This is a genomic window from Mesorhizobium sp. C264A, assembly GCF_040324515.1.
Classification (GTDB): domain Bacteria; phylum Pseudomonadota; class Alphaproteobacteria; order Rhizobiales; family Rhizobiaceae; genus Mesorhizobium.
In genome coordinates, this window is sequence record NZ_JAMYVY010000001.1 from 3,428,718 (window position 1) to 3,451,903 (window position 23,186).

Annotated in this window: 25 protein-coding genes; 20 read left to right on the plus strand and 5 right to left on the minus strand. The window is 62.7% G+C overall.

Annotation, left to right across the window (positions count from 1 at the left end; all coding sequences use genetic code 11):
- Positions 1-99: 99 nt before the first annotated feature.
- The 11 genes from NKL04_RS16950 to NKL04_RS17000 all read left to right on the plus strand — a co-directional run bounded on the left by NKL04_RS16950 (position 100) and on the right by NKL04_RS17000 (position 11,774).
- Positions 100-1,083, plus strand: coding sequence for an ABC transporter permease (locus tag NKL04_RS16950; RefSeq protein WP_050588086.1), 984 nt, complete (start codon positions 100-102; stop codon positions 1,081-1,083).
- Positions 1,084-1,212: 129 nt separating this feature from the next.
- Positions 1,213-2,151 (plus strand): sugar ABC transporter substrate-binding protein, encoded by a 939-nt coding sequence (locus NKL04_RS16955; RefSeq protein ID WP_023668529.1) that lies wholly within the window; start codon positions 1,213-1,215, stop codon positions 2,149-2,151.
- A gap of 30 nt (positions 2,152-2,181) precedes the next feature.
- Positions 2,182-3,690, plus strand: a complete 1,509-nt coding sequence (locus tag NKL04_RS16960) for a sugar ABC transporter ATP-binding protein (RefSeq protein ID WP_352723876.1) — start codon at positions 2,182-2,184, stop codon at positions 3,688-3,690.
- A 106-nt stretch (positions 3,691-3,796) separates the two neighbouring features.
- Entirely contained in the window at positions 3,797-4,561 is a 765-nt protein-coding gene (locus tag NKL04_RS16965; protein ID WP_023701501.1) for an SDR family oxidoreductase, read from the plus strand.
- The gene (locus NKL04_RS16970; protein ID WP_050593576.1) at positions 4,539-5,357 is read left to right on the plus strand and encodes an SDR family oxidoreductase; all 819 of its coding nucleotides are present in this window, start codon (positions 4,539-4,541) and stop codon (positions 5,355-5,357) included. Before NKL04_RS16965 ends, NKL04_RS16970 begins: the two co-directional genes overlap by 23 nt.
- A gap of 417 nt (positions 5,358-5,774) precedes the next feature.
- Positions 5,775-6,749 (plus strand): ABC transporter substrate-binding protein, encoded by a 975-nt coding sequence (locus tag NKL04_RS16975; protein ID WP_031209459.1) that lies wholly within the window; start codon positions 5,775-5,777, stop codon positions 6,747-6,749.
- Between the two features lie 70 nt (positions 6,750-6,819).
- A complete protein-coding gene (locus NKL04_RS16980; protein ID WP_023701504.1) occupies positions 6,820-7,899 on the plus strand; it encodes a quaternary amine ABC transporter ATP-binding protein in 1,080 nt (359 codons plus the stop codon).
- On the plus strand, positions 7,896-9,875 hold the full coding sequence (locus NKL04_RS16985) for an ABC transporter permease (protein WP_023701505.1): 1,980 nt from the start codon (positions 7,896-7,898) through the stop codon (positions 9,873-9,875). Before NKL04_RS16980 ends, NKL04_RS16985 begins: the two co-directional genes overlap by 4 nt.
- Positions 9,876-9,882: 7 nt before the next feature.
- Positions 9,883-10,683 (plus strand): hypothetical protein, encoded by an 801-nt coding sequence (locus NKL04_RS16990; RefSeq protein ID WP_023701506.1) that lies wholly within the window; start codon positions 9,883-9,885, stop codon positions 10,681-10,683.
- Between the two features lie 4 nt (positions 10,684-10,687).
- Entirely contained in the window at positions 10,688-10,825 is a 138-nt protein-coding gene (locus NKL04_RS16995) for a hypothetical protein (RefSeq protein WP_023696622.1), read from the plus strand.
- A 154-nt stretch (positions 10,826-10,979) separates the two neighbouring features.
- Positions 10,980-11,774 (plus strand): hypothetical protein, encoded by a 795-nt coding sequence (locus NKL04_RS17000; RefSeq protein WP_023701507.1) that lies wholly within the window; start codon positions 10,980-10,982, stop codon positions 11,772-11,774.
- 41 nt (positions 11,775-11,815) lie between these two features.
- Here NKL04_RS17000 and NKL04_RS17005 read toward each other — a convergent pair whose 3' ends face one another.
- A complete protein-coding gene (locus NKL04_RS17005) occupies positions 11,816-13,174 on the minus strand; it encodes a trimethylamine monooxygenase (protein WP_023668538.1) in 1,359 nt (452 codons plus the stop codon).
- Positions 13,175-13,440: 266 nt separating this feature from the next.
- Here NKL04_RS17005 and NKL04_RS17010 point away from each other — a divergent pair, with 266 nt between their 5' ends.
- Positions 13,441-14,151, plus strand: a complete 711-nt coding sequence (locus NKL04_RS17010) for a helix-turn-helix domain-containing protein (protein WP_023687066.1) — start codon at positions 13,441-13,443, stop codon at positions 14,149-14,151.
- Between the two features lie 154 nt (positions 14,152-14,305).
- Positions 14,306-14,677: an endonuclease domain-containing protein gene (locus NKL04_RS17015; RefSeq protein WP_023701508.1), complete on the plus strand. Its 372-nt coding sequence runs from the start codon at positions 14,306-14,308 to the stop codon at positions 14,675-14,677.
- A gap of 118 nt (positions 14,678-14,795) precedes the next feature.
- Here NKL04_RS17015 and NKL04_RS17020 read toward each other — a convergent pair whose 3' ends face one another.
- From NKL04_RS17020 to NKL04_RS17035, 4 genes are read right to left on the minus strand one after another with little or no spacing between them, the layout of a single operon-like run.
- Positions 14,796-15,836 (minus strand): heme-dependent oxidative N-demethylase family protein, encoded by a 1,041-nt coding sequence (locus tag NKL04_RS17020; RefSeq protein ID WP_023701509.1) that lies wholly within the window; start codon positions 15,834-15,836, stop codon positions 14,796-14,798.
- 9 nt (positions 15,837-15,845) lie between these two features.
- On the minus strand, positions 15,846-16,811 hold the full coding sequence (locus NKL04_RS17025) for a PDR/VanB family oxidoreductase (protein WP_023701510.1): 966 nt from the start codon (positions 16,809-16,811) through the stop codon (positions 15,846-15,848).
- Positions 16,808-17,404, minus strand: coding sequence for a dimethylamine monooxygenase subunit DmmA family protein (locus NKL04_RS17030; protein ID WP_023668542.1), 597 nt, complete (start codon positions 17,402-17,404; stop codon positions 16,808-16,810). Before NKL04_RS17030 ends, NKL04_RS17025 begins: the two co-directional genes overlap by 4 nt.
- 42 nt (positions 17,405-17,446) lie before the next feature.
- Positions 17,447-18,580 carry an aminomethyl transferase family protein gene (locus NKL04_RS17035; RefSeq protein ID WP_023668543.1) on the minus strand — a complete coding sequence of 378 codons (1,134 nt, stop codon included), beginning with the start codon at positions 18,578-18,580 and terminating at the stop codon, positions 17,447-17,449.
- A gap of 283 nt (positions 18,581-18,863) precedes the next feature.
- Between NKL04_RS17035 and NKL04_RS17040 the strand changes: the two genes are divergently transcribed.
- The 7 genes from NKL04_RS17040 (at position 18,864) to NKL04_RS17070 (ending at position 23,182) form a co-directional block, all read left to right on the plus strand.
- The gene (locus tag NKL04_RS17040) at positions 18,864-19,151 is read left to right on the plus strand and encodes a hypothetical protein (protein WP_023668544.1); all 288 of its coding nucleotides are present in this window, start codon (positions 18,864-18,866) and stop codon (positions 19,149-19,151) included.
- A gap of 28 nt (positions 19,152-19,179) precedes the next feature.
- Entirely contained in the window at positions 19,180-19,557 is a 378-nt protein-coding gene (locus NKL04_RS17045; RefSeq protein WP_023668545.1) for a hypothetical protein, read from the plus strand.
- Positions 19,558-19,584: 27 nt separating this feature from the next.
- Positions 19,585-19,746 (plus strand): hypothetical protein, encoded by a 162-nt coding sequence (locus NKL04_RS17050; RefSeq protein WP_023668546.1) that lies wholly within the window; start codon positions 19,585-19,587, stop codon positions 19,744-19,746.
- A gap of 14 nt (positions 19,747-19,760) precedes the next feature.
- Positions 19,761-21,155, plus strand: coding sequence for an APC family permease (locus tag NKL04_RS17055; protein ID WP_023668547.1), 1,395 nt, complete (start codon positions 19,761-19,763; stop codon positions 21,153-21,155).
- 42 nt (positions 21,156-21,197) lie between these two features.
- Positions 21,198-21,887, plus strand: coding sequence for a hypothetical protein (locus tag NKL04_RS17060; protein WP_023704841.1), 690 nt, complete (start codon positions 21,198-21,200; stop codon positions 21,885-21,887).
- The gene (locus tag NKL04_RS17065) at positions 21,884-22,201 is read left to right on the plus strand and encodes a hypothetical protein (protein ID WP_023668549.1); all 318 of its coding nucleotides are present in this window, start codon (positions 21,884-21,886) and stop codon (positions 22,199-22,201) included. Before NKL04_RS17060 ends, NKL04_RS17065 begins: the two co-directional genes overlap by 4 nt.
- A gap of 84 nt (positions 22,202-22,285) precedes the next feature.
- On the plus strand, positions 22,286-23,182 hold the full coding sequence (locus NKL04_RS17070) for a class II glutamine amidotransferase (RefSeq protein WP_023668550.1): 897 nt from the start codon (positions 22,286-22,288) through the stop codon (positions 23,180-23,182).
- The last annotated feature ends 4 nt before the right edge of the window (positions 23,183-23,186 follow it).

Below are 23,186 nucleotides of genomic sequence, written 5' to 3' on the forward strand. Positions count from 1 at the left end.
CCTGGTGAACAAGAGCGGACGGCAGGCCATCGTCGTTTCGCTGACGGAGGAGACGAAGTGGCCGTGAGCAATGATGCAAGCGAGTCGAAGGCGGGCGAGTTGAAAGCCGCGCCCGGCACTCAAGGTGCGACGGCCGCGAAGCTTTCGGCGCTGTTTGCCGGAACCATGGGGCCGCTGATCGGGCTGCTGCTGCTTTGCCTGGCGCTGACGTTGACCACCGACACGTTCCTCACCGTGCGCAACATCCTCAACGTGCTCGACCAGATCACGGTGCTCGGCATCATGGCAATCGGCATGACGCTGGTGATCCTGATCGGCGGCATCGATCTCTCGGTCGGCTCGGTGCTGGCGCTGGCCGCCATGGTGATGGGCTTTGTCTCCCATCCCGACTATCTCAATCTCGGCCTTGCGGCCGGCGTCGTTGCAGCACTGGTCGTCGCCGGCCTTTGCGGACTGGTGTCCGGCCTGCTGGTGACCGTCACCCGGCTGCCGCCGTTCATCGCGACGCTGGCGATGATGTCGGTGGCGCGCGGCCTTGCCAACATGATCACCGACGGTTCGCAGATCGTCGGCTTTCCCGACTGGTTCACCAGCCTGTCGATCATCCGCCATTTCGGCTTCCTGTCGGTCACAGTCGGGGTGATGATGGTGCTGGCGATCGTCTTCGCCATCTTCCTCAACTACCGCGCCACCGGCCGCAGCCTTTACGCCATCGGCGGCAGCGCCGAGGTGGCGCGGCTCTCCGGCATTCCGGTGAAGTCGCTGACCAACTGGGTCTACGCCATCTGCGGCGTGCTTGCGGGTCTTGCCGGCATTGTGCTTGCCGCGCGGCTGGATTCGGTGCAGCCGAGTTCCGGCCTCGGCTATGAGCTCGACACCATCGCGGCGGTGGTGATCGGCGGCGCCAGCCTGTCGGGCGGCGTCGGCTCGATCGGCGGCACCGCGGTCGGCGTGCTCATCATCGGCGTGCTGCGCAACGGGCTCAATCTGCTCGGCGTCTCGCCCTTCATCCAGCAGGTGGTGATCGGCGTGGTGATCGCGCTGGCGGTCGCCAGCGATACCTGGCGGCGCAGGGCGCGATAGAGAACGGGGCACAATTGAGAATTCGCCCGGAGCGTCCGGGCGATAGACGGATCGGTCGATCCGAAACTGGGATGTTCCAAGGGGCGCGATGCGCTGGCGGGACAGTTTGACTATCAACGGAGGAAAAACATGCTGACCAAACGTTCACTGCTGCTCGCCGCTGCCGCCATCATTCCTATGCTCGGGCTGACCGACATGGCCTCGGCCAAGGAGGCCAAGAAACTCGGCCTCGCCGTGGCCAATTTGCAGGCCGACTTCTTCAACCAGATCAAGCAGTCGGTCGAAGCCTACGGCAAGGAGAAGGGCATCGAGATCGTCACCGTCGACGCCAAGGGCGATTCAGCGACCCAGGTCAGCCAGGTCCAGGATCTGATCACGCAGAACATCGACGCGCTGATCTACATTCCGGCCGGCGCCACAGCCGCCACCGTGCCGACCAAGACCGCCAAGGCTGCCGGCATCCCGGTCGTCAATGTCGACCGCAACGCCGACGGCGCGCCCGGCGACACCTTCATCGCCACCAACAGTGTCGCCTCGGCGCAGGCGGTGTGCGACTACATCGCCAAGCAGGCCGGCGGCAAAGGCGAACTGATCATCATCCACGGCCAGAAGGGCACCACGCCGGAAGTCGATCGCTCGAAGGGCTGCGGCGAAGCGCTCAAGGCCTATCCCGATATCAAGGTGGTCGGCGAATTGTGGAGCGAAGGCTGGCACCAGGACGAAGGCTTCAAGCTGACGCAGGACCTGCTGCAGTCGCATCCCGATGTCTCCATCGTCATCGGCCAGGCCGATGCGCTGGCGCTGGGCGCGGCACAGGCGGTCAAGGTCGCCAATCCCGGCCACAAGGTCTGGGTTGCCGGCTTCGATGGCGACGTGGCCGCACTTAAGGCGCTGAAGGACGGCGTGTTCGACGTCACCGCGACGCAGCAGACGCAAGGCATGGGCCGGCTCGCCGTTGATGCGGCGATCAAGCTGGTGGCCGGCGAAAGCGTTCCGGCCGAGCAGCTGCAGGATGCGACGCTGACCACCAAGGACAATGTCGAGCAGTTCATCGCCAAGCACCCGTAACCTGCGGCACCGCTTAGAGAGAGCGCCACGATGTCTCCTGATCCTCGCCACAGCGAAAGCCCGCACAACGGGCTTTTCGTCAACGGCCTCTGCAAGAGCTACGGACCGGTCCAGGTCCTGGCCGATGCGAGCTTCGAGGTGCGGCCGGGCGAGGTTGTGGCGCTGCTCGGCGAAAACGGCGCCGGCAAGTCGACGGTGTCCAATATCATCGCCGGCTCGACCCGGCCCGACGCGGGCACCATCATCTGGCGGGGGAAGCCCTATTCCCCCGCCTCGCCCGCCGCCGCCATCGATGCCGGCGTCGGCATGATCCACCAGGAACTGAAGTTGCTGCCGGACCTGTCGGTGGCAGAGAATGTCTATGTCGGGCGCCTGCCGATGCGCGGCGGCCGCATCGACCGCGCAGCGATGAACGCCAAGGCCTCGGCGCAGTTGAAGCGGCTTGGCCTCGACGTCTCGCCCGAGCGCAAGGTGGGCACGCTGCGCATCGCCGCCCAGCAGCAGGTCGAGATCGCCAAGGCGCTGACGCTGAATGCCGAATTGCTGATCTTCGACGAACCGACCGCAGCGCTTGGCGGCGAGGAAACGGAGCTTTTGTTCCAGCAGATCCGCAAGCTCAAGGCGGAAGGCATGTCCTTCATCTATATCAGCCATCGTCTCGACGAGATCGCGCAGATTGCCGACCGCGTGGTGGTGATGCGCGACGGACGCATCGTCGCCCGCCACGAGCGCGCCGATATTCCCGTGCGCACAGTGGTGGAGCAGATGGTCGGCCGCTCGGTCGAGCGGATGTTCCCGCATCTGTCGCCGCCGCGCGAGGAGACGCTGCTCGAGGTCGACAACCTGTCTTCGCCGGAGAAAAGTTTCAACAACGTTTCCTTCTCGGTCAAAGCAGGCGAGATCCTAGGCATTGCCGGGTTGATCGGCGCCGGCCGCACCGAACTGGTGCGGGCGATCGCCGGCGCCGATCCGATCTCGTCGGGCTCGGTGCGCGTTGCCGGCAAACCGGTGCATCTCAGCGGGCCGGCGGCAGCCATCAAGGCCGGCGTCGTGCTGGTGCCGGAAGACCGCAAGGCGCAAGGCGTCGTGCTCGACCAGACCATCGGCGAGAATTTGGCGTTCGGCAATTTCGACCATGTCGCGCCGAAGGGCTGGGTGTTTCCGAAGGCGGTGCAGAAATTCGCCGAAGCCTGCATCGCAAGGCTCGGGGTCAAGGGCAAACCTGGCCAGGCGGTCAGCAAGCTTTCCGGCGGCAACCAGCAGAAGGTGATCATTGCCAAATGGGTGTCGCGGCCGCCGAAGGTGTTCATCCTCGATGAACCGACGCGCGGCATCGATGTCGGCGCGCGTGCGGCTATTTACGACGTGATCGCCGACCTCGCCCGCTCCGGCATGGCGGTGGTGGTGGTCAGCTCCGACCTCGAGGAGGTGCTGGGGCTGTCGCACCGCGTGCTGGTGCTGAGCCGCGGCCGCCAGCGCGGCATTCTCGGCCGCAGCGAGGCCAGCAATGTCGCGGTGATGGAACTCGCCACGAGCTGAGGACAGGAGTCGGAACAAAGCGCAGCAGGTGGTATCCTCCCAAGGACCGGACCGCGCGGGGCGCCAGCAAAGACTGGCGCCCCTTCATTTCAGGAGGGGGAACAACATGAAACTATTCGATCTTAGCGGCGACGTAGCGCTGGTAACAGGCGCCGGCAGCGGCATTGGCCAGGCCATTGCCATCGGGCTCGCCGAAGCCGGCGCCGACATAGCCTGTTTCGGCCATGCCTCGAAAGGCGGGCTGGATGAGACCGCGCACAGGATCGCCGTGCTTGGCCGCAAGGCGGTGGTGCTGACCGGGACGGTGACGTCGGAGGCCGACCTGGCGACCGCAGTCGAGCGCACGGAAAAGGAGCTCGGCGCGCTGACCATCGCCGTCAACAATGCCGGCATTGCAGGAGCCGAGGCCGCCGAGACGCTGTCGCTGGAGAAGTGGCAGAAAATCTACGACGTGAATGTCAGCGGCGTGTTCCTGTCCTGCCAGGCCGAAGCGCGCGCCATGCTGACGCGGCGCAAGGGCTCGATCATCAACATAGCCTCCATGTCGGGTTCGATCGTCAATCGCGGCCTGACCCAGGCGCATTACAATTCGTCGAAGGCGGCCGTCATCCACATGTCGAAAAGCCTCGCCATGGAATGGGCCGATCGCGGCCTGCGCGTCAATGTGGTGAGCCCAGGCTACACGCTGACGCCGATGAACAAGCGGCCTGAGGTCGCCGAACAGATCAAGATCTTCGAACGCGACACGCCCATGGGGCGCATGGCGACGCCGGAAGAAATGGTCGGCCCGACCGTGTTCCTGGCCAGCCGCGCCGCGAGTTACGTCACCGGCATCGACCTGATCGTCGATGGCGGCTTTGTCTGCTGGTAGGAGAAGAAAAGTGCAGAAGCGTTTTGAAGGCAAGACTGCGGTCATCACCGGCGCGAGCGGTGGCATCGGCGCGGCGATGGCGAAGCGCTTCGCCGAGGAAGGTGCCGCGGTCGTGGTCAGCGCCATCGATGCCCGCGTCGAGGACGTCGCCGCCGGCCTGAAAGCAGCGGGCGCCAAGGTCGCGTCGATGCGCATGGACGTGACCAAGAAGGATGAGGTCACCGCGCTTTACGACCTCGCCGAGAAGGAATTCGGCCGCGTCGACATTTCGGTGCAGAATGCCGGCGTCATCACCATCGCCCGGATCGAGGCGATGACCGAGGCCGAGTGGGACAAGGTGATGGCGGTCAACACCAAGGGCGTGTTCCTGTGCTGTCAGGAAGCGATCGCCCGCATCCGCAAGCATGGCGATGGCGGCCGGCTGATCAACACGGCATCGGGCCAGGCGCGGCAGGGGTTCATCTACACGCCGCACTATGCGGCGTCGAAGTTCGGCGTCGTCGGCATTACCCAGAGCCTGGCCAAGGAAGTGGCCAAGGAAAAGATCACCGTCAACGCCATCTGCCCCGGCATCATCGACACGGACATGTGGGCCTATAATGACGCAGCGTGGGGCAAGCTGATGGGTGACTACAAGCCCGGCGAGCTGATGGCCGAATGGGTGAAGAACATTCCAATGGGCCGCGCCGGCAGCGGCGAGGATGTTTCGGGCCTGGTCAGCTTTCTCGCCAGCGACGACGCCACCTACATCACCGGCCAAACCATCAATGTCGATGGCGGCCTGATCATGTCGTGAAGTCCGCTCCGGCGGTTGGCAATCGACCAGTCTGAAATTCGGCGCAGCACAGGGCATCAGCCGTTGCGCCGCATGAAGGTTGGTATATATAATTTCATCTCATGAAACGGCCTTGGCGAGCTCGCCGGCCGAGACCATGGGACCTTGATGGCTCGCACGTCTGAGAGCGCCGCTGGAGCGGCGATCGATCCGTTGACGATTGCTCGCGCAGCAATCCATCCGATGCCATGACGCGGGCCCGCCCGGCATCACATAAACACCAAGTCGAGCAACCATTTCGCCTGCGCAAGTTGCGGCCGCGGCACTGGCTTGGTGCGAACGAGCTTGCGTAACGACCCGCCTTTCCAACACAATCAAGAAAAGACGCAAGAAGGGAACGATCAAGAAATTTCCACATGGTTTGACAGGAGAACAAGCATGTCATTTCGCAGTGTGATTTCGAACCTATCAATGGGAGCCTTGGCGCTTGCCACCGCAAGTGCGCTTACATCACCGGTCCACGCAGCAGCACCCGAATCCAACGACCCGATCAAGATCGCGCTGTTCGACTGGACCAGCGTCAACCTCAACGCCAAGATCCTTGGCGGTATCCTCGAAAAGCTCGGCTATACCGTCGAATATCCGACCGCCGACTACCTCTCCAGCCTGACCACCGGTCTCACCAATGGCGATCTCGATGTCGGCCTGGAGTTCTGGGACACGACGGCCGGCGAGGCGATGAAGGCTTCAGACGCCACCAGCCAGACCGAGCGGCTCGGCAAGCTCGGGCCGAAGGCCAAGGAGGAATGGTGGTTTCCCGAATATATGAAGGAGAAATGCCCCGGCCTGCCCAATTGGGAAGCGCTAAAGGACCCGAAATGCGCCGAGGCGTTCTCGACAGCGGAGACGGCGCCGAAGGGCCGCTATCTCGGCGGCCCGGTAACCTGGGAGGGTTTTGACGACGAGCGCGTCGAGGCGCTGAAACTGCCCTTCACCGTCATCCATGCCGGCACCGACGCGGCGATGTTCGCCGAGTTGGACTCGGCCTATCAGCGCAAGGCGCCGATCATGCTGTGGATCTATTCGCCGCATTGGGCGCCGGCCAAGTACAAGGGCGAGTGGGTCGAATTCCCGGAGTATGCGCCCGAGTGCTACACCGACCCGAAATGGGGCACCAACCCGGATGCCAAATATGATTGCGGCAAACCGCATGGCGAAATCTGGAAATACTCCTGGTCCGGCATGAAGGACAAATGGCCGGTCGCCTACAAGGTGGCCAAGGCGTACACGATCGACACCGATGAGCTCAACAAGATGAGCGGCGAGATCGACCTCGGCGGCAAGACGCCCGAAGATGTCGCCGCCGCCTGGATCGCCGCCCACGAAGCCGACTGGAAAGCCTGGGCGCAGTGATCGCCTGACTGGAAGCCGGACCCGGCCCTAGCGGCCGGGTCTTATCTCCATTTTCCAGAAGGACCATTGGATGACGGAAGCGACTGAACCGCAGGCAACTGGCACGCCGGAGGATGTGCGGCCGATAAAGCTTGCCTGCCGTAATGTCTGGAAACTGTTCGGATCGAACGCGGCCAGCTTCATCCGCGAGCGTGACGGCAAGGCCAGCATGGCCGACATCGCCGCGGCCGGACTGGTCGGCGCGGTGCGCGCCGTCGATCTCGAAATACGCCAGGGCGAGATCTTCATCATCATGGGGCTATCCGGCTCCGGCAAGTCGACGCTGGTGCGCTGCATGTCGCGGCTAGTCGAGCCGACCCACGGCAAGGTCGAATTCGAAGGCAACGACCTGCTCAAGATTTCCGATGCGGCGCTGATCGAACTGCGGCGTCATCGCATGGGTATGGTGTTCCAGAATTTTGCGCTGCTGCCGCATCTTAACGTGCTCGACAACATTGCCTTTCCCCTGAGCATCCAGGGCCAGGACCGACCGACGCGCGAAACGAGAGCGCGGGAGGTGATCGATCTCGTGGGCTTACGCGGCCGCGAGCATTTCTATCCGCGCGAACTCTCCGGCGGCCAGCAGCAGCGCGTCGGCATTGCCCGCAGCCTCGCGACCAAGCCGGAGATCTGGTTCCTCGACGAGCCGTTCTCGGCGCTCGACCCGCTGATCCGCCGCGAGATGCAGGACGAGCTGATGCGGCTGCAGACCATGCTGCACAAGACCATCGTCTTCATCACCCATGATTTCGACGAGGCGATCAGGCTCGCCGACCGCATCGCCATCATGAAGGATGGCGAGGTCATCCAGATCGGCACGCCGGAACAGCTGGTAGTCAATCCGGCGACCGACTATGTCGCCGAGTTCACTAGAGACGTCGACCGCGCCAAGGTGATTTCGGCGCGCAGCCTGATGCGTGCCTGCGATGGCGCCGAACATGGCGGCACGGTTTCGCCCGACGCCAGGATCGCCAGCTTCTCGGCCAGCATCGTCGCTTCGGGAAAACCGTTCGCGGTGGTCAACGGCAGCGGCAAGCCGATCGGCGAGGTGACGCCGCAAGCCGTGATCGGACTGCTGGCCGGCATCGACAAGCAAAGAGCTGGCGCATGACGGTCACGGCAAGCGCCAGCCAATCGAGGCCGCCGGTTCAGCGCTGGCTGCTGGTCTGGGCGCTGGCGCTGGCCGCCGTGCTGGTGGTATTCCTGCTGCAGGAGAGGCTGCCATGGGCGGTCGACTATCCGGCCGATGCGGTCGTTCCCGTCGCCGACTGGGTCAGTGCGCTGATGCGCTGGATCAAGTCGAACTTGTCCTGGCTGACCCGCTCGATCACCGCGGTGCTCGGCGTTCCCCTCGATTTCGCGCTCGACCTGCTGGCCAAGAATTTCAAGATTGGTCACGGTGCCGATGCCTATTTCCTGCCGCGCCTGTCCTGGATCGGCGTCTGCGTAGCCGCCTTCATCGCCGGGCACGCCGTGGGCGGTAGAAAACTCGGCCTACTGGTCGGCGGCTGCTTCCTCTACACCGCGCTGTTCGGCCAATGGACCAGCGCCATGCTGACACTGGCACTGATTTCCATCGCCGTGCCCTTCTGCATCGTCACCGGCCTGTTCGCCGGCATCTGGGCGTGGCGCAAGCCATGGGCCGAGCGGCTGATCATCTCCCCAGCGCTTGATTTGATGCAGACCATCCCGACCTTCGCCTATCTCATCCCGATGCTGCTCCTGTTCGGCAACAGCCCGGTCTCGGCGATGATCGCCACCGCCATCTTCGCCACGCCGCCGATGGTGCGGGCGACGATGCTCGGCCTGTCGCGGGTGCCGTCAGAGATCGACGATTTCTCAGAGATGGCCGGCTGCACGGCGCGGCAGAAATTGTGGCGCGTGCTGCTGCCGTCGGCGCGGCCGACGCTGATGGTCGGCGTTAACCAGGTGATCATGCTGGCGCTCAACATGGTCATCATCGCCTCGATGATCGGCGCCGGCGGCCTCGGCTATGATGTGCTGCTGGCGTTGCGTGCGCTGAAGGTCGGCGAAGCGATGGAAGCCGGGCTCGCCATTGTGGCACTCGCAATCGGGCTCGACCGGCTGAGCCAAGCCATCGCCCACAAACAGGCGAAGGGCCATGTTCAACAGCAGGCGAACCAGAGCTTTTGGCGGCGCTATCCCAATCTGTCGCTGGCCATCGCCATCCTGGTCGTGACGACGCTGCTCGGCCCGTTCGTACCGGCGTTCGCAGCGGTGCCCAAGGAGATCACCTTCACCACCGCGCCACTGTGGAAGGCGGCGGTGAGCTGGGTGACGATCAACTTCTTCGACGTGATCGAAGCGTTTCGCGTGGCGCTCATCCTCAATGTACTGAACCCGCTGCGCGCCTTCTGCGAAGGCTTTCCGTGGCTCGGCGCGGTGGCCCTGCTCGGCCTCGCCGGCTACCAGTTCGGTGGCCTGCGTCTCGCCGCCCTCGTCGCCGCGCTGACCGCCTTCTGCGCCGTCACCGGCCTGTGGGAAAAGACCATGGCGACGGTTTATCTCTGCGGCATCTCGGCCTTCATCGCTTGCCTGATCGGCATCCCGATTGGCCTGATGGCCGCGCGCAGCGACCGCTTCGAAAAGATCGTCACGCCCATCATCGACACGCTGCAGGTGCTGCCGTCCTTCTGCTTCATCATTCCCGTGGTGATGCTGTTCCGGGTCGGCGACGTCACCGCCATGATCGCCACGGTCGCCTTCGCCGTGGTGCCGGCGATCCGCTACACCAATCACGGCATCCGGCAAGTGCCGCCGGCGCTGATCGAGGCGGCGAAGGTTTCCGGCTGCACGCCGCGCCAGACCTTCTTTCGGGTACAATTGCCACTGGCGCTTCCCGAAATCATGCTGGGCGTCAACCAGACGATCCTGATGGCGCTGGCGATGATCATCATCTGCGCCATGGTCGGCACACGCGACCTCGGCCAGGAAGTCTTCATCGCGCTGTCCAAGGCCGATTCCGGACGCGGCATTGTCGCGGGTCTCGCCATCGCTTTCATCGGCATCGTCGCAGACCGGCTGTTCAATGCCTGGACGGCGAAGGCGCGGGCAAGACTAGGATAATTGTTGAATGTCCAATCCCGGCGAACCGCCTTTTGCCGTACTCGTCTTCGACATGGCCAAGCCCGGCGAGCCGGACGGGGAGCACGTAGTCTCGGGGTTTGAGACGCTGGAGGCGGCGACGTCCTACGCCATTGCGCGGGTTCGCGCCTCGGTGGAGGAGTTGCGCAAGCCCGGCATCGCCACTGCTGAGCTTCGCCAGCTCTGGCACCTCTATGGCGAAGACTGTTCGGTGCTGAACGCCGGAGTGCGCGGCAGCGATCTACTCGACGATTTCATTGCGATGCCGTCGATGCCGGCCGAATGCAACTGGCAAGTTCTCGCGCCCAGGCTGCGCCGCTTCCGCGCCTCGCTGCTGATCTCCAACGGCAACAACGAATCCGTCTGGGCCGGCGGCTTCTTTCGCTCGACCTTCAGGCTGTCGCGAGACGGTCTGCTCGAGCGCTTTGGCGACGACGCCAATGCCGCCTTCAAGGCCAAGGGGATCGAGCCGGCGGAGCCGACGAAGCTCATGGTCGCCAATTACTTCGAGCTTCCCGACCCGCCCTACCCGCCGCCAGGCGTGACGCTGCGATCCTGGAAGGTCGAGGTCGGTTTCGTCTGCCATGACGTGAAGTTCGGCGGCGACGCCGCCGGAATCTTCGCCTGGCCGCAAGAGCCCACCGACTGGGCGCTCAGAACCATGCAGTTCCTGCTGATGGCCGACATGATGGCCATGCGCGGCGATGGCCCCGACTGGGCCAACGACTGCGAGATACTAACCGCCAAGGTGACCGAGACGGAGGCGCCTCCCGACTATCCGCTGGATTGAAGTGATGATCATCACCTGCCCCGTGGCCGGCACACGCGATCTCGGCCAGAAAGTGTTCATCGCACTGTCCAAAGTCGCGGCATTGTCGCGGGCTGGCAACAACCTGCCATCGACATCATCGCGGTCGGTCTTCGACCCCTGAGCCGCGAAAGCTCAAGCACGGCTCGGATAGACGGTTTCGCCTCTTCTGGAGTTCGCCTCTTCTGGAAATGGCAGGCCGCGCTCCAGCTCTTGACTTTGACGCATTTTCGCGCGGAAAGCTGCTTCATCCTCGACCAGCCTGAGCTTGCTGCCGAATGCCCGATCAGCGCGAACCGCCTTTTACTGTCGTCGTCTTCGACATGGCCAAGACCGGCGAGCATGTGGTTTCGGGGATTGAGACGTTGGATGCGGCTACGTCCTACGCGATTGCTCGGGTTCGCGCCTCGGTGGAAGAGCTGCGCAAGCCTGGCATCGCAGCAGCCGAGCTCCGGCGGCACTGGCATATCCATGGTGAGGATTGCACGGTGCTGAACGCCAATGTGCGCGGCAGCGATCTGCTTGACGATTTCATCGCGACGCCGGGGACACCGGCCGAATGCGACTGGCGGGCGCTGGCGCCACGACTGCGCCGTTTCTACGCCGCTGTGAACGTCTTCAACAACGATGGCAAATCTATCCGGGTCAGCGGCTTTTTCCGCGCGACCTACCGGTTATGGCACGCTGGCCTGCTCGCACGATTTGGCGACGACGCCATCGCCTCCTTCAAAGCCAAAGGCATCACGCCGGCAGTGCCGACGAGAGTCTCGGTCGACCATCACTTCGAGCAGCCCGATCCGCCGCGCCCGCCGCTCAGCGATATCAGGCCGTTGCTGTCGTGGAAGGTCGAGATCGATTTCGGATGCACCGATGTGAGGTTCGGCGCCAAAACCGACGGCGTCTTCGCCTGGCCCGAGGAGCCGACCGGCCGGGCACTCAACGATATGACACATCTGCTGATGGCTGACAGGCTGTCTATGTACGGCACCGGCCCGGAGGGCGCCTATTATAGCGAATTGGTCTGGGTCAAGGTGACGGAGACCGATGCGGCTCCCGACTACCCTCTGAATTGAAACTGGGCCGGTGCCGGCGCATTGTTTTGCATCCCGCCGACCTATTCCGCCGCCACGCCCTTCACCTGGAGATAGCTTTCCATCGAGTCGTCCAGCGCCTGCAGCCAGGGCGTATGGTGCAATGGCGCCATGGTGCCGGTCATCAGCGAGCGATAGGCGTGGTCGCGAAAGCTCATAATGTCTTCCGCCTTGTGGTGCTCCCATTCCATGAAGGTCTGGTTGACCGCCTCGACGTCGAAGCCGGGATAGTCGGTCTGGTCCATCAATTCCTTGGTGTAGTCGCCCTGGAACCAGATCATCTGCTCGGCGTCTTCCAGCGTCTCTTCGCGTGCCCGCCACTTGGCGCCGTGCTCGGCCATCGCCTGTACCGACGGCAGCTTGATACGGCCCATGATGACGTCGCGGGCGAACCAGGCCTGGGCGTCGAACATGTTGAAAGTGTAGAACTGGTCCTGCATGCCGATATAGGACAGTTTCGGGTTCTTCTCCCACACGACGCCCTCATAGAGCCCGTCCGGCCACATGCGATTGGCGGTCTTCAGTTTCAGCTCTTCCGTAAGGAACGGGAAGGAATGCAGGTAGCCGGTGCACAGGATGATGGCGTCGACGTCCTTGGTGGTGCCATCCTTGAAGTGCGCCGTCTTGCCGACGACCTTCTGCAGCAGCGGCACTTCCTTCCAGTTCTCCGGCCATTTGAACCCCATCGGCTTGGAGCGGTAGCTGGAGGTGATCGATCTGGCGCCGTATTTGTAGCATTGCGAGCCGATGTCCTCGGCAGAATAGGAGCGGCCGATGATCAGTATGTCCTTGCCCTTGAACTCCATGGCGTCGCGAAAATCATGGCTGTGCAGGATACGGCCGTTGAAGGTCGAAAAGCCTTCGAAATAGGGAACGTTGGGAACCGAGAAATGCCCTGAGGCAACGACGACATTGTCGAACTCTTCTGAGTAGGTGACGTCGTTGGTGCGGTCATGCGCGGTGACGGTGAATTTTCTCGTCTCGTCCGAGAAGGTCACCATGCGCACCGGGCTGTTGAAGCGCACCCATTTGCGCAGGCCTGATTTCTCGACGCGGCCCTTGATGTAGTCCCACAAAACGGCGCGCGGCGGGTAGGAGCCGATCGGACGGCCGAAATGCTCCTCGAATGTGTAGTCGGCGAATTCAAGGCATTCCTTTGGCCCGTTCGACCAGAGGTAGCGGTACATCGAGCCGTGGACGGGATCGCCGTGCTCGTCGAGGCCGGTGCGCCAGGTGTAGTTCCACAGGCCGCCCCAGTCCGACTGCTTTTCGAAGCAGACGATTTCGGGGATCTCGGCGCCCTTGTCGGCAGCCGACTTGAAGGCCCTGAGCTGGGCCAGACCGGATGGCCCCGCTCCAATGACGGCAACGCGCGTTTTCATGGCAGGCCTCCCGGTGTCATTCGGTTTTTGGAATTGCTCTTACGAAACAAATTTCACTCACAGGACAGTAATTGCCTCTTGGATGCTGTCAACAGGCCTTGTGGAGAAACCGCGTTTCGCCCCAGCGGATTTCCGGAAAAACGGATGACGGCGTAAATCTGTTCGGACACCATTCGACTTAACGGGCTTGCTGCGCGGTTGCGTTTCTGTATCGGCACCGAATATGTTCACCTGGAGTGAAATAATCATGGGGATTCGGGGGCGAGATGGCGAAGACAAGTTCCGACTCCAAGACTGCTTCGACAAGGGCAAAGCCACCGGCAAAGGCCTCCGTGGACGGAAAAACCATCCGCGCGCCGCTGACGCAGAATCCGCACGCCATTCGCGACACGCGCGAAAAAGTGCTGGAGGTGGCGATCGGGCGCGAGGTGCGCGCCTTCCGCAAGAAGCTCGGCATCACCGTTGCCGATCTCGCCGTCGCCACCGATATTTCGCTGGGCATGCTGTCGAAGATCGAGAACGGCATCACCTCGCCGTCGCTGACCACACTGCAGGCGCTGTCGAGGGCGCTCGGCGTTCCCGTCACCGCCTTCTTCCGCCGATTCGAGGAAGAGCGCAGCGCCGTCTTCGTCAAGGCCGGCGAAGGGCTAGATGTCGAACGCCGCGGCACCCGCGCCGGCCATCAATACAATCTGCTCGGCCATATCGGCTCCAACACCAGCGGCGTCGTCGTCGAGCCCTATCTGATTACGCTGACCGAGGATTCGGATGTGTTCCCGACCTTCCAGCATGAGGGCATGGAATTCCTCTATATGCTGGAGGGCGAGGTGGTGTACCGGCACGGCAGCAACCTCTATCCGATGAAGCCGGGCGACAGCCTGTTCTTCGACGCCGACGCGCCGCACGGGCCGGAGCAACTGACGAAACTTCCGATGCGGTATCTGTCGATTATTTGCTATCCGCAGAGCGCGGGGTAGGAGTTCGATCTTCCCTTGATCCTCTCGTGCGGAGATCAGTAGTTCCGCGACGGCCCCCCCTTTGCAACATCGGCGATCGGCGAAAGCCGACGTGACATCCGATCTCCCCACTTGAGGGGGAGATGTCCGGCAGGACAGAGGGGGGCGAACCGCGATGACGCATAATCTGGTTTCCGCCAACAACCGCCGCAATGCCCGCAGGATGCGCAAGGTGATGACCGATGCCGAACTCAAGCTTTGGAACGAGATCAGGGCACACAGGCTGATGGGACTGAAGTTTCGGCGCCAGATGCCTATCGATGGCCATATCGTCGATTTTGCGTGCCCGGACAAAAAGCTGATCATCGAGCTTGATGGTTCCCAGCATGGCCAAGCCGAAACGTCGGAATCGGACGCCGCAAGAACCGCCAAGTTTGAAGCTCTGGGCTGGACGGTCCTGCGCTTCTGGAACGACGATGTCATTCGCGATATCGACAATGTCTGCCAGCATGTCGTGATTGTGGCTGGGCTGAGCGGCGCGCCGTGAGCTTCGCCGAAGCGCTGGGATGGACATTGGGCAAGGGGCCGGCACTCTACGGCGCCCCCCTCTGCCCTGCCGGGCATCTCCCCCTCTTGGGGGGAGATCAGCAGCTTTGTGGGCATCTTTAGTCCGGCCCGAACCCCGGTGACGTCGCACTGCCATCATCCAACTTCGACAGCCATTCGAGCAGCGTCGGCCGATACCGCGTCAGGCCCTTGTAGGTGGCCAGCTCTTCCGGCAAATCCCGGATCACCCGGTGCAGTCGCCTTGCCCATTTCGGCTGTGTCACCAGTTCGTTCATCTTGATCAGATAGCAGCGGATCGGGAAGACGATGCCGTTCGAGCGCGGCAAGCGCCAGAAGCTTTGCAGTTCGACGCGCAGATGCACCTTGTCGCCGACATTTTCGGGCGTCACCGTCGCGCGGTCCGGGCCCCATTTGTGGTAATTCTCCGGGCTGGTGTCGAGGCGCGGGTTGATGGTCATCGTCCAGTTGAGACGCCGCGCCGGCTTGCCCTGCTGGATGTTGGTGAGGAACTTCAGCGCCCTGACGAAAATCCCCTTCTCATGCGCCAGCGGCACCGGCGCGTGCCATTCGAAGAAATTCATGCCGATGTCGAAATCGAGCGACCAGTCGGCCTGGGTGGTGACCATGCCGGCGTCCATCCACAGATTGCCGTCGCGCTGATCGAGGATGCAGAAATCGCCCTGGCTCTGGCGGGTGATGTACTCCATCGGCCCGTAAGGCAGTGTCGAGGTGTCGCCGAAGGTGAAGGTGTCGTCGATACCGAGCGGCCGGTTGATCCAGCGCCAGCGGTCGCCGTCGCGGGTCAGGGTGAAATGCTCGGGATAGCCAAGTGCCTGTTGCTCCATCAAAAGTTCGAGCAGGTCCCAGCCGGCCAGCGTCATGTGCGGCAACGACTGGCAGCGCAGCGGATCCTCGGCCAGCACCAAAGCGCGGTCCTGCATCTCGGCGACATAGTGCTCGTCGACGTCTATCAGGTTTTCCAGCACGCTGCCCTTGGGACCGACGACATGCGGCTCGATGTTGACGGCATACATGTAGGCGTCTTCGTGGAACGGGAACGGAAACCGCCTGATGTGCTCCGGGCTGTTCCTGAAGGTGAAATCGTCGCGAAACGTTTCCTTGCGAAAGGTGATGCCCAAGCTCGCCTCCTATCTTTCCAGGACCAGCGACTTGCCTTCGAAGCGCGACACGCATGGCATGATCTTGCAGCCGGAACGGTGGTCTTCCTCGCTGAGCCAGTGGTCGTTGTGGATGAACTTGCCGTCATGCGAGATGACATTGGTCTCGCACTGGCCGCAGACACCGCCGCGGCAGAGATAGGGCGGATCGACGCCGGCGGCCTCGATGGCTTCGAGCAGGCTCTGCTGCTCGCCGACGCGGATGGACTTGGCGCTGACGGCAAGTGTGACGTCGAACGGCAGGCCGGGCTGGGGTGCCGCGAAATGCTCGTAATGCACGGTCTCCGCCGGCCAGCCGAGAGCCGTGGCGCGCTCGCGCACCCAGTTGATCATGCCGGCCGGGCCGCAGACATAGAGATGGGTGCCGAGCGGCTGCGAGGACAAGAGACGGTCGAGTTCGATGCGCTCGTCGCGGTCGTCGTGATAGAGCCGGACGCGACGGCCATAGCGCTCCTGCAGCACATCGGCATAGGTGCCGAGCGAGGCGGTGCGGCAGGTGTAGTGCAGCTCGAAATTGCCGCCGGACCCGGCGAGCTGCGCGGTCTGCGCCATGAACGGCGTGATCCCGATGCCGCCGGCAAGCATCAGATGCTTCTTTGCCCTGAGGTCGAGCGAGAACAGATTGACGGGGTAGCTGACCACCATCTCCAGGCCAGGCTTGACGCTCCGGTGCATGAACAACGAGCCGCCGCGGCCGACATCGTCGCGGCGCACCGAGATGGTGTATTCGCGGGTGTCGAGCGGCGATCCCATCAGCGAATAGGGATTGAGCCTTGTGCGGTCGCCATCGCGCATCTCGACCACGACATGGGCGCCGCCGGAAAAGGTCGGCAAAAGCTCACCGTCACGGCGGCGGAAATGGAAGCGCGTCACCAGTTCGTTGACCGGGACGACGTCGCTGACGACGACATCGAGCTTGGTGGTGCCGGTGCTCATGGGAAGACCTCCTCTATGGGAGGGATCTCCGAGCGATCCTCGGCATTTATGCAGACGCCCTGGAATGCTGCCAGCCGTCGCGAATAATGATCGCGCACCAGAAGCAGCAGGCCGCAATGCGCGCAGGTGGCCGGCTGCGTCGTCACATTTTCGGTGATGCCTTTGCAATGCACGCACTGCATGCGCCGCGCCAATGAGCCGCGATGCTCGGTCTGCATGGAGGTATGATCGATGCCGGCTTCGAGCGCCACCTGCATGGCCTGGCCGATCAGCCCTTCGGTGCCGGCGAGATAGAGGCGCAGGCCCATATGCGCGTTGGCAAGCGTCTGCTTCAGCCGGGGCAGCAGGCTGGCGAAGGTTGGCGCGACATGAAATTGCGCGGACTTCAGTGCCTCAAGAGCGGCAACGTGCTTGCCGTCGGCCCCGGGAATGAAGACGATTTCGGCGCCGTCGAAGAAGCCGGGGGGCGCCGTCCTTGCCATATCGACGATCGCCAGCGCGCCTTCCGCATCCGCCACGAAAAGATGATGCTTGCCGGGCTGCGGGGACAGGGTTCCGTAAATGGGCCGGCTGATGATCGTTTTGGCTGCCATTCTCTACTTCGTACCTCGAAACCCCTCGCTGTCGATTGTGCCTCAGCCTTTCGCCGTGCGCTTGGTCTTTTTGGGATCGTCGAAGGGCAGAGGCTGCGCCGTCGCCCTGATCGAACCGCTCTTGTTGCGGATCTCGAGCTTGGTGTCCTTGACCGCGCAGTCGACGTCGAGGCGGGCGATGCCCATCGATTTCTCGACCAGCGGCGAATACATGGCGCAGGTGACCACGCCCACCTTTTTGCCGTCGCGATAGACCGGCGCGCCCTCATCCGCGGGTTGCTTGCCGTCGAGCAGCACGCCGTAGATCTTGAAGCGCTCCTTGCCCTTGAGGCGGTAATGCTCTTCGGCGCCGCGAAAGCCGGTCTTGCCGGGGCTGACGGTGAAGTCGAGGCCGAGCTCCCACAGCGTGTCGCCGGGGCCTTCGTTCTCGAACGGATATTTCTGCGAGTTGTCATAGGGATAAAACAGCAAATAACTTTCGACGCGCAGCATATCGAGCGTGGTGAAGCGGCACGGAATGATGCCGGCGCTCTTGCCCTCGTCGAGGATCCTGTCCCAGATCGTGCCGGCGTCCTGGCCGCGGCAGAATATCTCGTAGCCGCGCTCGCCGGTATAGCCGGTGCGCGAGATCATGACGGGAAAGCCGAACAGCTGCGTCTGCATATGATGGAAATAGTTGAGGTCGCGAATGCCCGGCACATGCTTTGAGAGATAGTCGACCGCGGTCGGTCCCTGCAGCGACAGGTCGTGCAGATTGTCGTCGAAGCGCAGCGATACGTCGCGGCCGACGGAAGCGCGCTGCAATTCCTCATGGCCGGTGCCGGAGCCGTGCACCACCATCCAGGCGTTCGGCCCGGTGCGGTAGAGGATGCAGTCGTCGGTGAATTTTCCGGCCTCGTTCAGCATGCAGGCATAGGCCGACTTGCCGGGATAGATCTTCTCCACGTCGCGCGTCGTTGCCAGGTCGATGAGGTGTGAGGCGTGCGGCCCGGTGATGTGAACCTTCTTCAGGCCCGACACATCCATCAGCCCGGCCCTGGTGCGGATGGCGGTGTATTCCTCGTCGGCGTCCTTGTCGTAGGTCCAGGCGGTGCCCATGCCGCTCCAGTCTTCGAGCTTCGAGCCTAACGCGCGATGGCGATCCGCCAGGGTCGAAAATCTCCAGGATGCCGTCATCCGCAAATCCTCCGTTCGAAAATTCTATTGTGTTCCCGGCTCCCTGCGCGAGGCGGGAGCATTTGGTCGAATATTGATCGCAAACGTCCTGATGCCGCAATACCCGGAAGCAAATAATTTCATTGTCAGGCAAAATTCGCGGCTGGGGACAAACGGTTAACCCAACGTAAAATCGGCTTGACAATTGCTGGATTCGGCCCGAATTTATGAAAAAAATTTCACTCTGTTGAAAGAGGGCAGCGGGCGGCCAATTCGGGGTCGGGCGCTGGAAAAGGGGAAACCGATGTCAGACCTGCAGCAGCGCATCGAAGCGCTGTACCGTTCCGACCTGCGCGGATCCGCGCTCCTGATCATCTGCCTTTGGGCGACGATCCTCTTCGTGCTTGTCATGACATGGCCCTACATCCCGGACACCGGGATCAAGATCGTCGTCGCTATCGCTGCCGCCGCCGTGCTGATCTTCAATACGGCCGCCATCCTGGCGATGGTCAATCACTACAAGGAAGACAAGGACTTCATCTACGGTCTCGACATCAAGAACGCCGACGCGGCCCGCAACCGCAAGTCCTGAAAACAGAACGTCCTGAGGGGTAGAAGTCATGTCGCGCTACACGCCGCCGGAACAAGGCAAGGCCGGGCAGATTTTCGATATCGTGGTCGTCGTGGTCGCCATTTTCGTGGCGCTGTGGCTGCCATTGAAACTCGGCCTGGCGGGTGCGGCGAAATCCATCGACGCGCTCGATGCCAAAACCTGGGAAGCGTTGGGACAGAACCCGACCATGGCCTCGATCTGGGAAAAGCTCGGCTATACGCCGGAGACCGCGCACGACATCATCCAGAACCGCTTCCACTACATCATCGACTGGCCGACGCTGATCATCATGGCGGCGGTGCTGATCGGCTATTTCGTCTTCCTGTTCCGCGCCTCCGACCGCGAATATCGCGACGTCATCAACGAAAAGTTCGACGACAAGTAACGCCAGAGATTTTGGGGAAGCACGCTCATGTGGGTCGCACTCTCTTACGCATCGTGGGGCATCTCGGTCGTGCTTGCGCTGTGGATGCTCTACGACTGGTTCAAGATCGACACGACCTATTCCGAGGAGGTGCTGACTTCCTCGCGCGAAGGCGAGCTTGAAGCCGCTTCCGAAAAACACCGGATCTGAGTGGGGATTGAACAATGACGATCACGCTTGAACCGGCAATACACGGCGACAGGGTTTCACTGCTACGCGTGCTCGGCCCGGCCCATGTCTGGGCGCTTGGCGTCGGCATCGTGCTGGTCGGCGAATTCACCGGCTGGAATTTCTCGGCCGACAAGGGCGGCGCACTGGCGGCGCTGATCGTCTGCTGGGTGGTCGGGCTCTTGTACACTTCGGTCGCCATGATCGACTCCGAGGTGACATCGACGGTTGCCGCCGCCGGCGGCCAATACGCGCAGGCCAAGCACATTGTCGGGCCGCTGATGGCCTTCAACGTCGCGCTGTTCCTGGTCTTTGCCTACACCATGCTGGAGGTTTCGGACGCCATCCTGCTCGGCGACACCATCGTCGCCAAGGCCGGCGTCGAAGGGCTCACCCACAACTCCTTCATTGCCGCCACCATCGTCGTGCTGGCATGGCTGAACTATCGCGGCGTGCTGATGACGCTCAACGTCAACTTCGTCATCACGGCGATAGCCTATGTCTCGATCGTTATCCTGTTCTTCTCGGTCAGCCCCTGGACGCAGGGTGCTGTGCTGAAGCTCAACGAACTGGTCACCCCCGGCAATGCGCTGCCCTATGGCTGGATCGGCGTCATCGCGGCCTTCCAGTTCGGCATCTGGTACTATCTCGGCATCGAAGGCACCACGCAGGCCGCCGAGGAAGTGCGCTCGCCGGCGCGTTCGCTGCCTTACGGCACCATGGCCGGCATGATCACGCTTTTGATCGCCGCCGCCATGACCTGGTATGTCTGCGCCTCGCTGATGCCCTGGGAGTACCTCGGTATCACCTATTATCCCTTGTGGGACGCCGGCAAGCTGACCGGCAGCCCGCTGCTGGAAAACCTGTTGTTCGTCGCCACGCTGCTCGCGGCACTGGCGTCGGCCAATGGCTGTATCAACGATGCGGCCCGCGCGTGGTTCTCGCTTGGACGCGACCGCTATCTGCCGACATGGTTCTCGGCCGTGCACCCGAAATACCGCACGCCCTATCGCTCGATCCTGTTCCTGTTGCCGATCGCGCTCGCCTTCGCCTTCATCGCCGACCTCAACCAGGCGATCACCTTCTCAATCCTGTCGGGCGTGCTGCAATACACCTTCATGAGCATAAACATCATGATGTTCCGCAAAAAGTGGCCGCTGGGCACGATCCGCCGCGGCTATACGCACCCGTTCCACCCGATCCCGGCGATCGTGCTGTTTTGCCTCTGCGTGGTGACCTTCTTTGCGATCTTCCTCGGCTACGGCACGCAGCTGATCGCCATGGTCGCCTTCTACTTCCTGATCTCGCTGTGGTTCCACTTCTACCGTTACCGCTATGTGCGCCGCGGCGACCAGTTCACCATGCCGTGGCCGAAGCCGCAGGGCTATTGACAGGAGAGGGCCTGCCGGTCTGGGCGGGCATGGCGTGACGAGGTGTCTGACGTGACGACAGCATTGCTGGCCGGGGCGGTCGCCGTGGCTCTCGTCCTGCACCTCGCCTGGCATACGCGCGCCAGCCGCAAAAAGGCCAAGGCTGATCTTGCAGCCGAGGCAGCCAGCATCCGGACCGTCATCACAGATGCCGTTGATGTCTCCGATGGCACAGCCGGCGTTGTCACCTGGGCCGGCACATGGAACGGACAGCGCGTGCAGCTGCGCACCATCGTCGACACGCTGGCAACGCGAAAGCTGCCGGCGCGATGGTTGAGTGTCACGATCACAGAGCCGGTTGCGGTGCCGGCGACCTTCGACATGATGATGCGGCCGGGCTCGCCGACGACCTTCTCCAATTTCGATCATCTTCAGCATACGCTGCCGAAGGCTCCGGGATTTCCGGCTGAAGCCGTGCTGCGAACCGACCTCAGGGCGGCGCGCTTTCCGCAGAACCTGATCGCCAGCCATCTCGACATCTTTGCCGAAGGCCGCGCCAAGGAACTCTTGATCACCCCGAACGGCGTGCGCATCGTCTGGCTGCTGGCCGAGGCCGAGCGGGCGCGCTACGGCGTGTTCCGGCAGGCCGCATTCGGCGGCGCAAGGCTGGATCCAACGCTGGTCGAGAGACTGCTGACCTCGGCCTCAGTGCTGCGCGATGCCATCAACCGACAGGAAAGGCAGGTCGCATGAGCGCACCCGCACCGACAAACCCGTATCTGGTGCTCGGCGCTGCCATCGTCTTACCGGCCAGCGGCCACGTCATTCTGGGCGTGCCCGTGCGCGGCCTGCAGTTCCTGTTCTTCATGGTGATCCTCGCCTGGGTGACGGCCAAGATCGCGCCGGCCGATGCCAGCTTCGTCGGCCGCCACGCCGGCGGCTTCCTGATCTATGCGCTGTCGATCCTCGATGCCTACAGAATAGCCCGCATCCGCACCGCCACATGGATTCACAGCGCCCGCGACGGCGGCGATAGTTCACAAGGCCGCATCGAGCCGGATACGTAACTACAGGAATATTTTTTTCATACGATTGAATTCGCACGACGCATTCGATACATCATCGTCTAGTGGTAACGTCGGGAGGCTGACATGTGTGGAATCGTCGGACTTTTTCTGAAAGACAAGTCGCTTGAGCCGCAGCTCGGCTCGATGCTGTCGCAGATGCTGATATCGCTCAGCGATCGCGGCCCCGACAGCGCCGGCATTGCCATCTATGGCGCGCCTTCCAGGAATGAAGCCAAGATCACCATCCAGTCCGCGAAGCCCGAGCGCGATTTCCGCGGCCTCGACGCCGAACTCGCGAAGGCCATCGGCGCGCCGGTGAGCATAGCGGTGAAGTCCACCCATGCAGTGTTGAGAACCGCGCCCGACAAGGTCGATGCCGCGCGCGAAGCGCTGCAGTCAATCCGCCCCGACGTGCGCATCATGGGCGCCGGCGAAGCGGTGGAAATCTACAAGGAAGTCGGTCTGCCGGAAGCGGTCGTCGACCGCTTCGACGTCCGCTCGATGACCGGCACGCATGGCATCGGCCATACCCGCATGGCGACGGAATCGGCCGTCACCACTATGGGCGCGCATCCGTTCTCGACCGGCGCCGACCAGTGCCTGGTGCACAATGGCTCGCTGTCCAACCACAACAATGTGCGGCGTGAGCTGGTGCGGGAGGGCATGAAATTCGAGACCGAGAACGACACCGAGGTCGCCGCCGCCTATCTCTCCTCGCAGATGGCGCATGGCAAGAACCTCGGCGAGGCGCTGGAAGGCACGCTGTCCGACCTCGACGGCTTCTTCACCTTCGTCGTCGGCACCAAGAACGGTTTCGGCGTGGTGCGCGATCCGATCGCCTGCAAGCCCGCCGTCATGGCCGAGACCGACCAGTATGTCGCCTTTGGCTCGGAATATCGGGCGCTGACCAAGCTGCCCGGCATAGACAATGCGAGGGTCTGGGAGCCGGAACCCGCAACCGTCTATTTCTGGGAGCATTGAGCCC

Bases quoted from the DNA above. Each gene is read 5' to 3' on its own strand.
- NKL04_RS16955 (WP_023668529.1), top strand. From the start codon at position 1,213: ATGCTGACCAAACGTTCACTGCTGCTCGCCGCTGCCGCCATCATTCCT.
- NKL04_RS16960 (WP_352723876.1), top strand. From the start codon at position 2,182: ATGTCTCCTGATCCTCGCCACAGCGAAAGCCCGCACAACGGGCTTTTC.
- NKL04_RS16965 (WP_023701501.1), top strand. From the start codon at position 3,797: ATGAAACTATTCGATCTTAGCGGCGACGTAGCGCTGGTAACAGGCGCC.
- NKL04_RS16970 (WP_050593576.1), top strand. From the start codon at position 4,539: ATGGCGGCTTTGTCTGCTGGTAGGAGAAGAAAAGTGCAGAAGCGTTTT.
- NKL04_RS16975 (WP_031209459.1), top strand. From the start codon at position 5,775: ATGTCATTTCGCAGTGTGATTTCGAACCTATCAATGGGAGCCTTGGCG.
- NKL04_RS16980 (WP_023701504.1), top strand. From the start codon at position 6,820: ATGACGGAAGCGACTGAACCGCAGGCAACTGGCACGCCGGAGGATGTG.
- NKL04_RS16985 (WP_023701505.1), top strand. From the start codon at position 7,896: ATGACGGTCACGGCAAGCGCCAGCCAATCGAGGCCGCCGGTTCAGCGC.
- NKL04_RS16990 (WP_023701506.1), top strand. From the start codon at position 9,883: ATGTCCAATCCCGGCGAACCGCCTTTTGCCGTACTCGTCTTCGACATG.
- NKL04_RS16995 (WP_023696622.1), top strand. From the start codon at position 10,688: ATGATCATCACCTGCCCCGTGGCCGGCACACGCGATCTCGGCCAGAAA.
- NKL04_RS17000 (WP_023701507.1), top strand. From the start codon at position 10,980: ATGCCCGATCAGCGCGAACCGCCTTTTACTGTCGTCGTCTTCGACATG.
- NKL04_RS17005 (WP_023668538.1), bottom strand. From the start codon at position 13,174: ATGAAAACGCGCGTTGCCGTCATTGGAGCGGGGCCATCCGGTCTGGCC.
- NKL04_RS17010 (WP_023687066.1), top strand. From the start codon at position 13,441: ATGGCGAAGACAAGTTCCGACTCCAAGACTGCTTCGACAAGGGCAAAG.
- NKL04_RS17015 (WP_023701508.1), top strand. From the start codon at position 14,306: ATGACGCATAATCTGGTTTCCGCCAACAACCGCCGCAATGCCCGCAGG.
- NKL04_RS17025 (WP_023701510.1), bottom strand. From the start codon at position 16,811: ATGAGCACCGGCACCACCAAGCTCGATGTCGTCGTCAGCGACGTCGTC.
- NKL04_RS17030 (WP_023668542.1), bottom strand. From the start codon at position 17,404: ATGGCAGCCAAAACGATCATCAGCCGGCCCATTTACGGAACCCTGTCC.
- NKL04_RS17035 (WP_023668543.1), bottom strand. From the start codon at position 18,580: ATGACGGCATCCTGGAGATTTTCGACCCTGGCGGATCGCCATCGCGCG.
- NKL04_RS17040 (WP_023668544.1), top strand. From the start codon at position 18,864: ATGTCAGACCTGCAGCAGCGCATCGAAGCGCTGTACCGTTCCGACCTG.
- NKL04_RS17045 (WP_023668545.1), top strand. From the start codon at position 19,180: ATGTCGCGCTACACGCCGCCGGAACAAGGCAAGGCCGGGCAGATTTTC.
- NKL04_RS17050 (WP_023668546.1), top strand. From the start codon at position 19,585: ATGTGGGTCGCACTCTCTTACGCATCGTGGGGCATCTCGGTCGTGCTT.
- NKL04_RS17055 (WP_023668547.1), top strand. From the start codon at position 19,761: ATGACGATCACGCTTGAACCGGCAATACACGGCGACAGGGTTTCACTG.
- NKL04_RS17065 (WP_023668549.1), top strand. From the start codon at position 21,884: ATGAGCGCACCCGCACCGACAAACCCGTATCTGGTGCTCGGCGCTGCC.
- NKL04_RS17070 (WP_023668550.1), top strand. From the start codon at position 22,286: ATGTGTGGAATCGTCGGACTTTTTCTGAAAGACAAGTCGCTTGAGCCG.